This window comes from Tsukamurella paurometabola DSM 20162 (assembly GCF_000092225.1).
GTDB lineage: Bacteria > Actinomycetota > Actinomycetes > Mycobacteriales > Mycobacteriaceae > Tsukamurella > Tsukamurella paurometabola.
Genome location: NC_014158.1, coordinates 4,207,400 through 4,219,842 on the forward strand (window position 1 = coordinate 4,207,400; position 12,443 = coordinate 4,219,842).

Consider the following 12,443-nt stretch of genomic DNA (forward strand, 5'->3'; position numbering starts at 1 on the left):
GGGCCCCAGGGAAGTCCGTTCAGCAGTAGCCGCAGACGCCGGTGGCGGCGAGCTCGGTGAAACAGTTGGGGCAGAGCTTGGCCTGGCGCGGTTCGGGTTTCGCCGGGGCGGAGGTCTTCGCGGGCTTGGCGGCGGCTCCGGCGCTCACCCGAGGCGGTGCGCTGGTGCGCGCCTTCACGACGCGACCGGTCGATTTCGCGGGACGGGTCCGCGCGGCCTTGGCCTCGGCCACCCGGTGCGCCTCGGCCAACTTCGGGGTCAGTTGTGGCCCGGCACCGGCCGGGATCGCCGCCCCGTAGTGCAGGTAGCAGGCGAATCGCGCCGCGGCGGCGTGCTCGTCGAGATTGGCCGGAACCGGAAGCCCGGCGGCCGCGACCGCATAGGCGTATCCCTCGCCGACCTTCTGATCGTGCCCCACGGTGAGCGCCACGAGCGGCGGTTCCCCCGCGGCCTGGCAGCGGTCGGTGATGCGACGCTGGAGTGCCGCGATCCACGTGCGGACCGGCGCACGGGTGGCGATGCCCACCTCCGCCTGAGCACGAGCCGCAAGCTCGGCGAAACTGATGTAAGCGCCGTAGCGGCCGGCGGTCTCGACCAGAGCGGTGTAGGCCGCGTCGGCCCAGCGATCGAGCGCCTCGTCGAACGGGACCGAGAGTTCGTTAGCGGTCCGCCACGCTTCGAGATCGATCGGGTCTTCAGGGGCAGCGCCGGGTTCGCTCACTGATTCATTTTACGTCCGGCCCCGGGGTGCAACGCAAACCGTTGCGCTCTACGTGAACTGGCGCACAACGTCGTACCCGATCTTGCAGATGAACGCGGAGACGACCACCAGGAAGACGATCTTGACGAAGCCACTGCCCTTGGCGACGGCGGTCCGCGCGCCGAGATACCCGCCCGCCACATTGGCGCACGCCATGGCGATGCCGAGCTTCCAGAACCCCGCGCCCTGAGGTAGGAAGACCACGAGCGAGGCGAGGTTGGTGGCGAGATTGGCCACCTTCGCCTTGGCCGAGGCCTCCAGAAACGCGTAGCCCATCAGGCCGACCATCGCGAAGACGAAGAAGGAGCCGGTCCCCGGACCGAGCGCACCGTCGTAGACGCCGATCGCGAACCCGGCGATCCCGGCCGCGACGAGGTGGCGGTGCCCGGCGAACCGGAGCGCGGTGCTGCCACCGAGGTCCGGCTGACGCAGCGTGTAGACGAACACCACGATCAACGCGGCGAGGATGATCGGGTTGAACGCCGCGCGCGGGATGTGCGAGGCGATGAGCGAGCCCGCGACGGCTCCCGCGAACGCGGGCAGCGCGAGGGCGATCGCGGTGCGCGCATCGGGCTTGACCCGCCGCCAGAACGTGATGCTGCTGGTGGTGGTGCCCGCGATGGAGGCCATCTTGTTGGTGGCGAGCAGGTGGATCGGCGCGGCCGTGGGAAAGGCGATCAGAAGCGCCGGGAGCTGGATCAGCCCGCCGCCGCCGACCACGGAGTCGACCCAGCCCGCGGCCAACGCGGCCAGCAGGAGAAGCAGCAGGGTCGTGGTTGCGATATCGGGCACCGGATCATCGTGCTGTAATGGCCTTGTGCATATCAACCCTTACGGCACGGATCCGGTGCTGCTCGCGGTCGACCTGGCGAACCACCCGCCTGCCGACCTCGCCGACCTGGTCCGACGGTGCGACGAGCACGCGATGTCGATCGAGTCCGTGGGCGATGGGGACTACGAGGGCTGCCGCGCGGTGATCGACGCGTGGCTCACCGTGGTAGATGCGGCCGAGGTGTCCGAGCGAGTGGACCGACTCAATGCCCTCCTCGCCACGCACGCCTCGTATCCACGGGTGACCGACCACACCGGTACCGGATGGCACATCCACTACCGCGAGTCCGGGGCCACCCTCGCAGGCCAGCTCGCGGTGCTGATTCTGACGGGGACAGCCCTGCACCTGACCGAGCGCGGGATGGGACGGCTGGGGCGATGCGCCTCCTCCGACTGCGAGCGCGTGTACGCCGACGTCTCGCGGAACGGTCGCCAGCGGTACTGCTCGCCGCGCTGCGGGAGCCGCGAAGCGGTGCGCAGACATCGGGCCGCGTGATCCAAGGTCTCCCGATCATCCTTGGAGGTCTGCACAAGACACGCACCGGCCGAGCACCGTACGGTCGTCACCATGCCCAACGACACCGCACTCGCCGACAGCCCCCTCACTCCCGAAGAGATCAGTGAGCGCGCGCAGGCGGCGGTGGGCTACCACTACGTGCACCCGGATACCTACGTGATCGGGCGCGAGAAGGTGCGCGAATACGCCCGCGCCTCCCAGTTCACCGACCCCCGCTACTTCGACGTGGCGGCGGCTGCCGAGGCCGGATACGACGATCTCGTCGCGCCGCCGATGCTCGTGAGCGTGGCGGGCATCGTCGCCAACCGGCATCTGTTCGACGATTCGGTGATCGGCTACGGCGCCAGCCAACTGCTGCAGGCCGACGAGTCGATGACCTACCACCACCCCGTGGTCGCCGGCCACGAGCTGACGATGCACGTCCACGTCGACAAGTACCGCCAGGTGGGCGGATTCGATATGGTCACCATCCGCAACGAGATGTACTCCCAGAGCGACGAGCACCTGGTCACGTTCTCCACCACTCTGATCGGCGGCTCCCCCGACGACGAGGCCGATTACGGCGACGTGGCCGAGAAGATCGTGATGCACGGGGTCATGAACGCCTGAGGCCTCATGGCCGTACGACGCGCACGCGGGTACCGAACCGCGGACCGTCGGGCTAGCGGCGGTTGCGGCGGCGCTCGGCCGGGGTCGCACCCTGTTCGCCCAGCGGCTCGTCGAGAATCTTCTCCTTACCGAGCACCGACCCCCGCAGACGCAACCGGATTCGCTGATCGAGCAGCATCATCCGCTGGTATTGATAGAGCGCCCAGGGGTTGACGACATCGGCGATGCGGAGCAGACGCAGCAACCGGTCGAACCACAGCTGCTCGGTATCACTCCAGCTCCAGCCGAGCATCTCCCGGAACTCGGGCGGCAGGTTGCCGCGCGTGAGGAAATGGTTGAGGGGACCGAACACCTTCGCCAGCACCCACCCGGGCGCGCCGAGCGCTTCGTTCAGAAACATGAAGTCCGACAGCGATTTCAGATCGTCGCGGACTTCGGGTGCGATGGACAGCGCAGGCCGCATCGATTCCCAGTAGGCCTCGAACTCGGCCCAACTCTGCGGCCACGCCGATGCCGGCACGTTCACACCCGTCGCGAGTGGCTCACCCGCCCGAGTGAGCACGTCGAGCGTGTCGCGGTCGAGTGGGCCGTAGAGGAACTCGTACTGGTCGATGTAGAAGCGGAACAGGCACACGGCCACCCAGAGCTTTTGCGACCGCGAGTTGCCGCTGTACTTCACCGGACTCGACGCGGTGGAGTGCACGTGCGCGTGTACCTTGGCGATCTCCTGGCGGAGCGCGGCGCGATCGTCGTCATTACCGGCGACAGCGACCACCAGGTACTGGCCTGTGGTACGCAATCGCTTGAACGGATGCCGTCGGGGGCTCCCCGATTCCACCCGGCTCTCGTGCACTCCGTGCCCGACGGCCGGCAGCGAGAGCTGCATGATGATGTTCGCGACACCGCTGGTGAGGCCGACGAGCGTGAGCAGGTCCGCAAGCGTCTGCGGCTGCCGGGCGCGGCGGGAGCGGGTGAGAGCCTGATCGACAACAGCCATATCCCTATCATGCATTCATCACCGCAAAGATGCACCCGTTTCGAGAACATCGAATAACTTCGTTGCTCAGTTGAGCCGTTCGGTGAGGTGCACCGTCACGTCGTCACCGTCGGTCTTGCCGATCTTCCTGCGGATCGCGGCGGAGACGGGGAGCTTGTGCGTGCCGTCGCCGAGCGCCATGAACGACGAGGTGAACGGCTCACCGTCGACGGTCCCCGCGACCTTCACCAGCCCGCGGGTGCCGAAGATCGTGGCGGAGTCGGGAAGCTGCACGCACGTCCACGTGTCTCCCTCCCGCACCTTGCCGAGTCTGGCCGTGAACGTGATGTCGAGCGGGCCTGCCGTGGCTTCCATGAAGCCTCCTTGGAAACGAAGTGCCGGTGGAGTCCAGTGTCCACCGGCGTGATCGCCGTGTCCGAGCTTCTGCTCTACGGAAGCGGAGGGACTTGAACCCCAGTGGTATCACGCACGCTCGCTTTGAGACCGCCGTGGGAGCCTCCGTTTGATGCGACAATTGAGCGCAAACAGATATCCGGACAGGGGGACGTCCGGGTGTCGGACTCCCTGTCCCGCTGTCCGGTACGCGTGTCTGCCTGTCCGATAGAACCACGTCTGGGTGTCGGATGGTGGCTGACGATATTCGCCGCCTGGCGGCCCCTTCCCACGGCGGTGAGGTGAGGTCAATCGAGATCCATGCCGCCTGCAACCGATCCCGCGCCGAGAGGAGCTCCGGTGGGAAGACGGAGTACACGCCGCGGTAGCCGGCCGGTTGGACGGTACCGCGCTTGCTCGCGCGGAAGAGCGCTTCGGGATGAATGGCCATGGAAGGCGAGCCGGCGGATCGCGGCGTCCGTCGCGGCAACGGCCTCCTTCGATCCGGTCACGGCTTCAACCCTGGCAGAACGCCTGGAGCCTCGGTTGACGACGCACTGGGGGAGAATCGGGATGCGTGGCCGGCGATGCGCGCGGGCCCGGGGATCTGGCAGCGGCGCTGTGACCGAGACATCACGATCCAGTATGAGCGTTTCGTCAACTGGAAGCGCTCGCAACGCACGTCAAGGGCGACGTCGGCCTCCTGACCTGCGAGTTTCCAATCCTGCGTCTCACGCGCAAGCGATTCAGGATCGAGAGCTCCGAATGTGTCAATTGCATAACGGTCGTTCGCGGGGCTTCCAAAAAGCCTGAACGTCTGCTTCAGTGTTACGAAAGTTGCGTATGAGACTGATGTGAATTCAGTGAGGGTGGGGACAACGTGATCGGTAATGGTGTGAATCAGGCTGCGCGACGGGGCAACCTCGAGCAGAGGCGCCGAAACCGCGATACCAAGTCGAACCTGCGGACCGCGGCTGCGATCACGGTCGTCAGCGGTGTTGCTCTCGCGGGTGGCGTCGTCGCGGCGGCACCGCCGGCGGCGGACAAGGCGCCGCGGCCCGGAGCTATCCGGACGGGCTTGTTCGCCGACACCTCCCGAGCGCTAGAGACCCGCGAGGGCTACGTGATTCGGGCGTGGAAGTACGGCGAGGAGCTGCGGTCGATCATCCCGCTCGGTCGTGCCTTGAACACGTACGAGGCGATAGTCTCGATAGCCGGTGAGGGGCTGATCGAGTTCAAGGATCCGAAGAATAAGCCGAAGGTGCCGATCCGGAGCGCGTCGATCACGGTGGGCCTGACCTTGGCGTGCGCGGCCACCCCGCAGAACCTGCAGATCGGCGGCACCCTGTCGAATGCGGTGAACGCGTCGGTGACGCCGTCGTTGTCGGGCACCGTCGGTGCCACTGCGGGCGGCCAGGGCGGGTCGAGCGGCGGACAGGGCAGCGGCTCAGTGAACGGATCGATCACCCCCAGCATCTCGGGGACGCTCGGCGACACGGTCACCACGTCCGGAACCATGACCGGCACCATCGCACCGGGAACGTCGAAGGACTTCCCGGTCGCCAAGAAGAGCCTCACTGGCCAGTCCGGGTATGTGGTGACTAAGGAGACGCGGATCGCGATGGACTCGTGCCTCGGCGGCGCGCAGGTCCGTGCGTACGCCACCGCGACGCTGTCGACCGATCAGGGCGATTCGGCGATCACGACGTACGGTAAGCCGCTGTTCATCGAGCGCGACAACCCCGGGCCCGCGAAGAACCCGCCGACGGTCACCGAGGATCCGAAGCCGGCCCCGGCTCCTGCTGCGTGGGTTCTAGCGATCCCCGCAACACCGCGGATAGCAAGGAGTTGCGGGGATCGTGCATTCACCGATGGTGAAGAAGAGGTTCTTCAAGGAATTGGACGTGTCTGACGGCAATGTGTCGGTCGCTGCTAGGGCGGCGGGGGTGACAGTGAATACGGCGTTTGGATGGATGCGCAGGGCGGGCCTGCGTGGACGTGGGAGCACTAGCAATGGTGGTCATCCCGGCCGGGCCGAGTACGACCGGCTTCGCCGTGAGGGGGTGCTGCGGCCGGACGCTGCTCGGCGTGTCGGTGTCAGCGTTCGCACTGCTGGGGACTGGGATCGAGGGGTGCGCAAGATTGGCGATACTCGTATCCATCCCGACGGACGCAAGATCGATTACCTGACAGGTGCGGTCACGTGGGTCGGAGTGGAATCGGATGCACCGAGGCAGCGGAGCCTGCATCCACGGTTTCTGACCTTGACCGAGCGGGAAACTATCGCTGACATGCGCCGCGAGGGGGCATCGCTGCGGGCCATCGGCAGGGAGCTCGGCCGGCCAGCATCGACGATCAAACGGGAGATCGACGCTGGCGTTGTCAACGGTGCCTATCGCCCGCATCAGGCGCACCGCAGGTGGGAAAAGAGCCGGTCACGGCCGAAGCCAGCGAAACTGGCCCAGGCCGGTCCGCTGCGGGACTACGTCGAGAACAAACTGCAGGACCAGTGGTCCCCAGAGCAGATATGTCACTCTCTAGTGACCGAGTTCCCCAACGAGCAAAGTATGCGTGTGAGCGTCGAGACGATCTACCAGTCGATCTACGTTCAGGCTCGGGGCGGCCTGCGCCGTGAAGTCGCGATGGCCTTGCGAACGGGCCGCACCCGCCGCAAGCCCCACCGCCGCGCCGAACATCGCACCAGACGATTCGTCGACAAGATGGTGATGATCTCCGACCGGCCCGCCGAGGTCGAGGATCGAGCCGTGCCAGGCCACTGGGAAGGTGACCTGATCGTCGGTACTCGCAGCGAGTCCGCGATCGTCACACTCGTCGAACGCTCCACCCGCTACGTCATGCTCGGCCACCTGCCTGGCGGCCACTCCGCCGAAGAAGTCCGTGACGTGCTGGTTTCGTTGATCGGAAATCTCCCAGGACATTTGCGGGGATCACTGACCTGGGACCAGGGCTGCGAGATGGCCGCCCACCAACAATTCACGGTCGCCACCGGGGTTCCGGTCTACTTCTGCGATCCCCACTCACCCTGGCAGCGCGGAAGCAACGAGAACACCAATGGACTACTGCGCCAGTACTTCCCGAAAGGCACCGACCTGAGCGCCTACGGCCGCGAAGACCTCGAACTCGTCGCCCAGAAACTCAATCGCCGACCACGCAAAACGCTCGGCTGGAAGACACCAGCCGAGCGTTTGCGTGACCTCATTACAGCTCGCTAGCACCGATGCCCCGCGCTCGTATCGCGAGCGTAGGACATCGTGCGGCGTTTGGATCAGTGCTCGTCGTAGTGGTCACCATGCGGAGCGTGACGGTGCCCATCGTGGACGTAGTCCACGTGATCGCCGTGCTGGATAGCCTCGTGGCCGCAGTCGGGTCCATGGGCATGGTCGGAGTGGTCGTGTGCCAGGTGCTCAGTGCGCGTCATCGTCATAGGCATGATTATATGCGAATGCGTGCACGTAATGCAACGAGCACCGCGGATCCCAGAAGCGCTCCGCTGGAATACTCAGCGGAGCACTTCCGTATGGTGGGCCCTACCAGGCTCGGTGTTGCGACGATCCCTAGAATCCGCCCTGTCGCGGGAACCGCGATCGCCGCCGCGAAGAAGGCCGAGCCGGTCAAGCCCGCCCCGAAGCCCGCAGCGCCGGCCGCGAAGCCCGCGGGCGTGACGCCGAAACCGGTCGCCGTGTCCCCGTCGAAGCCCGCACCGCGCCGTCGTCGGCCGCCGCACCGCCGGCGAAGCCCGCCCCGGTGAAGGCGGTCGGGTCTGAGCGACTGGTGCAGGTCCGGTGACCGCGCGCCGTCGAGCAGGAGAGCGGGCGCATGGCTGAACAGGGGCGCGGGAGCGTGCTCAAGGACGCGCTGGGTTTCGCCGCCGGTGCCGTGTTGATCGTGTGCTGCGCGGTGACGCTGCCGCAGCTCCCGAAGGCGGTCGACGCGATCGGCCCCTGGCCGGTATGGGGCGGGGTCTTCGTGGTCACGATTGTCGCGGGCTGGCTGTTCTGGTCGAACGTCCAGAAGCTGTACGAGGCAATGCGCCGGTGAGCGATCCTGTCGAGCTGAATCTGGCCCAGGCGCTGCAGCGGGCATTCATCGAGGCCGGCGAACCGAGCATCAGCTCAGTCGCCACCGGGTCCGGGGTCTCCCGCCAGCGCCTGTCGGCGTGGCGCTCGGGACGACACGTCCCCTCGCGATTCGAGGACCTCGAGCCCGTCGTCGCGTACCTGCACCTCGCCGGTGACAGCTCGAGCGACGCTACGGACGGTTCGCTGGGTGCCGAGCGGGTCACCCTCTGGGAGGCAGAGCACTGGAGGCAGGCATGGACTCGCTCGCTCACCGCCGAACCGGGCGGAGACGCCGTCGAGGGGGATCGAGGTGGCGAGAACGCCTTGACTCAACTGGCTGGGGATCCGCCGGACGAGTACGACCGCAAGCCGCTCGCTCTCGCTGTCATCACCCTCCTGGTCGTCCTTGTCGCGGCCCTCGCAGTCGGGGCGTTCTTCTTGAGCAAGGCCTACATCTGATGGTGCTGGAGGCCGCAAGACCGCAAGACCCGCGCCTCTTGCGGGTCCCCGGACACCCACCCAGAAGGTCACGGTTCGGTCACGGAAAATGCTGTGACCAGCGGTCCGGCACCGCAAGACCGCGCAAGACCCCGCAGGACCGTTGAACCCGCGCCCCCGGCCGTGCTCTGGTGAACTCACTTCCCGCTGATCGTGAACACCGCACCGATCGGCACCCCCTTCTCCTCACGAAACGAGGCACACGTGGCATCCCCATCCGATCCATCCACCGGCCGCGCCGGCGACACGGAGCAGTTTCCCGTCGCCCGCACCGGCGCGCATGCGGCTGTAGAACCCGCCGACGCCGCACCCACCGACGGGCCCGCACATGCGGTGGGATCCGACTCGGGTTCGGGCATCAGCCGCGCCGGGTGGTGGGCCATCACGATCGCCGCGGCCGTCCTGCTGATCCTCGGGTTCCTGCTGACCTTCGGACCGGCCCGGTACTGGACGCCGGTGCCGGTGGTTTTCCTCGGGTACTTCCTCATCTCCGGGCTGATCGGGCTGGTGTTCTGGAAGGGCGTCCGCGAGCTCCGGGACTCGAACCCGACCCTGCACTCCGGTGACGGCCCCGCCTCGCCCGGCGCCCGGATCGCCGCCGCGATCGGCGCCGTCGGCATCGCATCCGCACTCGTACTTCTCCCCGCTGGCCTGTCCGATGCGCCGGCCAACGCGGCGCCGTGCCCGGACGGGACGAACACCTGCGGGCCGCAGCCGACCATGGGCCCGCAGCCCACCCAGGGCAACGGCGGCAACACCACCGCCCCGCAGGCCCCGAACACGACCGTGCCCGGCTACACCGCCCCGGACACCCCGCCGCAGCAGGGCAGTGGCAGCACCCCGACCGTGCAGGGGCAGGTCCCGACCATGCCCACCGGCGACACACCGTCGAACGGCTGCATCTTCAACTGCGGCCCCACCCAGGCCCCGCAGACCGGGCAGCCGACGGCGCCGCAGAACGGCCAGAACCCCGTCACCACGGCACCGAACACACCCGCGACCACCCCGCAGGCACCGACCACAACGCCACGGCTGCGTACCCCGACGCCCGAGACCACCACCTCGACGACCTCGAGCAAGGCGCGCGACCGCGACGACGACCAGCAGCGCAGCAGCGACGAGGATCGCGACAAGAACTCCGGCATCCCCTACCAGGCCGCCGAGATCGCCGCGCTCGCGGGGACCTACCGGCGCAAGAAGACGTCGGACGCAGTCCGCGGCGGGCAGGTCGTCTCCGAGTACGCGACGCGGACGCTATACACGAACGCCACTGCGGTCAGCAAGCCCGTGCAGGGCACGCCGACCCCGACGCCAGGGCCTGACGACGGAGGCTGGACTGGAAATCCAGGCAAGGGCCCTGATTCGCGGTGGCGACTCACTGCTGAGCAGGTGCAGAAGATCATGCCGAATGCTTCCCGCAAGAACATTGACAAGTATCTGCCGTACCTGAACGAGCTGGTCACAGCCATTGACGGTTGGGAGAACAAGAAGCGCACCGCAGCTCTACTAGCGATGATCACGGTCGAGACTGGAAGCCTCGGCAGCATGAACGAGTTGGAGCCGCCCGCCGCTCTCGGAAACTACTTCGGTCGTGGGTTCATCCAGCTCACGGGTACGTGGAGTGGCGGTCCGGGCAACTACGCTTCTGCACAAGAGGCCCTTGGGCTTCCATTGGTCTCCAACCCCGCCTTAGCCGCCGATCCCCGCAACTCGGTCGCGATCACCGCTTGGTTCTGGCAGCACAATCCAACGCTGGGCGGCGTCAACCTGAATTCGTTCGCGGACAAAATGACCAACGCATCTGATCTGGCTTCGGTCACGCGCGGAATCTTCGGTAGCGTTGACTATTCGGAACTTGTTGCGAAGGCTGCAGAGACGCAGCGGGAAGCTGCATGGACACGAGCTATGGGGGTGCTCTAAATGAGGCTCAAGTACGTGACGCGTACGGTCACTGTGACGATCGGTGTAGTCCTGATGGCGCTCGTCGCCACAGGGTGCAGCCCTACCGAGACGGCGACTGCGAGCGCCGGCCCGGGCTACCAGTCAGCTACGGATTCGCCGTCGCCGTCTTCGCCAAAAGCCGGACCTACCTCCCGGCCCATCGCGTCGTCGTCTCCGCTCGCTGGCTCCTGGGGTGGTCACTGGAGGGGCATCACCATCCGCCCCGATGGCTCGGGCTCGGGCTCCTATCGGTCACTCTGTGACAAGACGGGTAACAACTGCGCGGACAACGTTTCGTACAGATTCACTACGAGGGTCCTATCCGATGGACCAGCCCTCGTCACAGCTGAGCTCATCGTCATCTCGGCAACACCAAGCGCTGCCATGGGCCTTCTCCCTAGACGCCAGGTGGCGTCACTTGATCGGCAACGCAGCATCATCACGCTTGACGGGGCGACCTTTTGCGGTCAGGGCGCTCAGCCCGCCGCTTGCGGGATCTAGGTACCCACCATGGCGGGACTGTAGACGCCGAAATCGTTGACGCGAACCCGGATGGCGATCGCTGGGCCGGTAGTCGGAGTCGAGGAAGTCGACGAATGCGCCATCGAAGGGGCGGGTGCGAATTGAGCAGCTGCACGAAGCTGCGAACCGTTCGATTCTGGTGGCCTCGGCGGGAGTTCTCGCCGGGGACGGTAGCTGACCTGCTCAACAGGTTCCTGGCCATCGGCGCCGAGGCCGAGGCGATCCCCGCTCGCTGGTTCTTCGGCGGTGACACCCGTGCGTCTGCACTCGAGTCGCGGACACAGTCAGCGACGGGACAGCAGCCGCAAGGTCGACCGAACTCCACCGCAGGCCGCCGACCTCCGCGCGACGGAGACCGAGCAGGGCAAGGTGCAGGAACAACTCCCGGTGCGCGGCGTGCGTGATCTCCGCTCGTTCGAGCCGGGTTGCCCCGGCCGGCACCTGCCGCGGAACGTGCGCGGCGACGAGCTGCTCGACCTCGGCTTCATTGAGGACCCCGTCGAGCTTGAGCTCCACCTGCCCATGCGGCTTGCGCAACGGCTCGACGAGCGCCACGACGTTGCGCGGAAGGACGCCCTGAGCGTGCAGGTCCTTCCACACACTGCGCCACCGCGCGAGCATCGGGTTGATCGACGTGCGCTTCCACACACCACGGGGCCCAGAGCCGGTACTCAGCTCAGTCACCAGCTTCTCGACGTCGGCCTTGGTGATCTTCTGCACGAGCTTGTCGCCGTACTTCTCGATCACCGGGGCCAGCGCGGCGGAGTACGCGTCGTGCGTCGTCGGCTTGATGCGCTTCCCCGCCAGCCACGCCTCGCAGGCGGCGCGCACCGTCAGCTCAGACGCGCGATGTGCGTGCCGGCGGACACCTCGGCGGTGATCTTGTTGTGCCAGGCGACCGTGGCCTCGACAGTCGCGAACTCCGCTTCTGCTGAGACCTGCGCCCGTTCGCGCGCAGGGTGTTGATGCGAAGCGGGTGCCCGCGCCAGTCTCGACGCGGGTCACGTAGTCAGGTCTTCTCGCCATGGCCGGGCACTTCACCTCAAGGAGAAGGGTGAGCCAAGCCGCAGAGGGCGACGCGCCGAGGGCATTCCCCTGGCGAATGTGTCAATCTGTGTCAACGGGCGGTTCCCGGGGCCACTACTGTGTTCCTGGAAACCGCCCCTGAGCTGCGGAAGCGGAGGGATTTGAACCCCCGGTGGTTTCACCCACGCTCGCTTTCAAGGCGAGTGCATTCGGCCGCTCTGCCACGCTTCCCTGCGCCGAATCGTACCGGACCGCAGACCGACCAACGGGCCGGGCGACCGGCTGGGCCCA

The 12,443-nt window shown here is 66.9% G+C and carries 13 protein-coding genes and 1 tRNA gene; 7 read left to right on the plus strand and 7 right to left on the minus strand.

The window, feature by feature from the left end; translation table 11 throughout:
- Nucleotides 1-19: 19 nt before the first annotated feature.
- Together TPAU_RS20415 and TPAU_RS20420 are read right to left on the minus strand one after the other, a co-directional pair.
- Nucleotides 20-721 (minus strand): hypothetical protein, encoded by a 702-nt coding sequence (locus tag TPAU_RS20415; RefSeq protein WP_013128641.1) that lies wholly within the window; start codon nucleotides 719-721, stop codon nucleotides 20-22.
- A 48-nt stretch (nucleotides 722-769) separates the two neighbouring features.
- Complete coding sequence (locus TPAU_RS20420) at nucleotides 770-1,552, minus strand: sulfite exporter TauE/SafE family protein (protein WP_013128642.1); 783 nt, start codon at nucleotides 1,550-1,552, stop codon at nucleotides 770-772.
- A 25-nt stretch (nucleotides 1,553-1,577) separates the two neighbouring features.
- Here TPAU_RS20420 and TPAU_RS20425 point away from each other — a divergent pair, with 25 nt between their 5' ends.
- Together TPAU_RS20425 and TPAU_RS20430 are read left to right on the plus strand one after the other, a co-directional pair.
- A complete protein-coding gene (locus tag TPAU_RS20425) occupies nucleotides 1,578-2,087 on the plus strand; it encodes a CGNR zinc finger domain-containing protein (protein ID WP_013128643.1) in 510 nt (169 codons plus the stop codon).
- Nucleotides 2,088-2,159: 72 nt separating this feature from the next.
- The gene (locus TPAU_RS20430; RefSeq protein ID WP_013128644.1) at nucleotides 2,160-2,717 is read left to right on the plus strand and encodes a MaoC family dehydratase N-terminal domain-containing protein; all 558 of its coding nucleotides are present in this window, start codon (nucleotides 2,160-2,162) and stop codon (nucleotides 2,715-2,717) included.
- A 52-nt stretch (nucleotides 2,718-2,769) separates the two neighbouring features.
- Here the strand turns inward: TPAU_RS20430 and TPAU_RS20435 are convergent, their stop codons facing one another.
- Nucleotides 2,770-3,714, minus strand: a complete 945-nt coding sequence (locus TPAU_RS20435; RefSeq protein WP_049825910.1) for an oxygenase MpaB family protein — start codon at nucleotides 3,712-3,714, stop codon at nucleotides 2,770-2,772.
- A gap of 66 nt (nucleotides 3,715-3,780) precedes the next feature.
- Complete coding sequence (locus tag TPAU_RS20440) at nucleotides 3,781-4,068, minus strand: DUF1905 domain-containing protein (RefSeq protein ID WP_013128646.1); 288 nt, start codon at nucleotides 4,066-4,068, stop codon at nucleotides 3,781-3,783.
- 898 nt (nucleotides 4,069-4,966) lie between these two features.
- Between TPAU_RS20440 and TPAU_RS20445 the strand changes: the two genes are divergently transcribed.
- Nucleotides 4,967-5,998: an MspA family porin gene (locus TPAU_RS20445; protein ID WP_013128647.1), complete on the plus strand. Its 1,032-nt coding sequence runs from the start codon at nucleotides 4,967-4,969 to the stop codon at nucleotides 5,996-5,998.
- 61 nt (nucleotides 5,999-6,059) lie between these two features.
- Nucleotides 6,060-7,319, plus strand: coding sequence for an IS30 family transposase (locus TPAU_RS20450; protein ID WP_425358565.1), 1,260 nt, complete (start codon nucleotides 6,060-6,062; stop codon nucleotides 7,317-7,319).
- Nucleotides 7,320-7,372: 53 nt separating this feature from the next.
- Here TPAU_RS20450 and TPAU_RS20455 read toward each other — a convergent pair whose 3' ends face one another.
- Nucleotides 7,373-7,525 carry a hypothetical protein gene (locus tag TPAU_RS20455; RefSeq protein WP_041944754.1) on the minus strand — a complete coding sequence of 51 codons (153 nt, stop codon included), beginning with the start codon at nucleotides 7,523-7,525 and terminating at the stop codon, nucleotides 7,373-7,375.
- A gap of 398 nt (nucleotides 7,526-7,923) precedes the next feature.
- On the opposite strand from TPAU_RS20455, the gene TPAU_RS20460 reads away from it, so the two are divergent.
- The 3 genes from TPAU_RS20460 to TPAU_RS20470 all read left to right on the plus strand — a co-directional run bounded on the left by TPAU_RS20460 (nucleotide 7,924) and on the right by TPAU_RS20470 (nucleotide 10,583).
- Nucleotides 7,924-8,145 carry a hypothetical protein gene (locus TPAU_RS20460; RefSeq protein WP_013128648.1) on the plus strand — a complete coding sequence of 74 codons (222 nt, stop codon included), beginning with the start codon at nucleotides 7,924-7,926 and terminating at the stop codon, nucleotides 8,143-8,145.
- Nucleotides 8,142-8,624 carry a helix-turn-helix transcriptional regulator gene (locus tag TPAU_RS20465; protein ID WP_013128649.1) on the plus strand — a complete coding sequence of 161 codons (483 nt, stop codon included), beginning with the start codon at nucleotides 8,142-8,144 and terminating at the stop codon, nucleotides 8,622-8,624. Before TPAU_RS20460 ends, TPAU_RS20465 begins: the two co-directional genes overlap by 4 nt.
- 243 nt (nucleotides 8,625-8,867) lie before the next feature.
- Nucleotides 8,868-10,583, plus strand: a complete 1,716-nt coding sequence (locus TPAU_RS20470) for a hypothetical protein (protein WP_147291119.1) — start codon at nucleotides 8,868-8,870, stop codon at nucleotides 10,581-10,583.
- 726 nt (nucleotides 10,584-11,309) lie between these two features.
- Here TPAU_RS20470 and TPAU_RS20475 read toward each other — a convergent pair.
- Both TPAU_RS20475 and TPAU_RS20480 read right to left on the minus strand, forming a co-directional pair.
- Nucleotides 11,310-11,957, minus strand: coding sequence for a hypothetical protein (locus TPAU_RS20475; protein ID WP_049825911.1), 648 nt, complete (start codon nucleotides 11,955-11,957; stop codon nucleotides 11,310-11,312).
- Nucleotides 11,958-12,298: 341 nt separating this feature from the next.
- Nucleotides 12,299-12,383, minus strand: a tRNA-Ser gene (locus TPAU_RS20480).
- Nucleotides 12,384-12,443 lie beyond the last annotated feature (60 nt).

Excerpts from the sequence above, each read along its gene's own strand:
- TPAU_RS20430 (WP_013128644.1), top strand. The coding sequence starts at position 2,160 with ATGCCCAACGACACCGCACTCGCCGACAGCCCCCTCACTCCCGAAGAG.
- TPAU_RS20435 (WP_049825910.1), bottom strand. The coding sequence starts at position 3,714 with ATGGCTGTTGTCGATCAGGCTCTCACCCGCTCCCGCCGCGCCCGGCAG.
- TPAU_RS20440 (WP_013128646.1), bottom strand. The coding sequence starts at position 4,068 with ATGGAAGCCACGGCAGGCCCGCTCGACATCACGTTCACGGCCAGACTC.
- TPAU_RS20450 (WP_425358565.1), top strand. The coding sequence starts at position 6,060 with ATGCGCAGGGCGGGCCTGCGTGGACGTGGGAGCACTAGCAATGGTGGT.
- TPAU_RS20455 (WP_041944754.1), bottom strand. The coding sequence starts at position 7,525 with ATGACGCGCACTGAGCACCTGGCACACGACCACTCCGACCATGCCCAT.
- TPAU_RS20460 (WP_013128648.1), top strand. The coding sequence starts at position 7,924 with ATGGCTGAACAGGGGCGCGGGAGCGTGCTCAAGGACGCGCTGGGTTTC.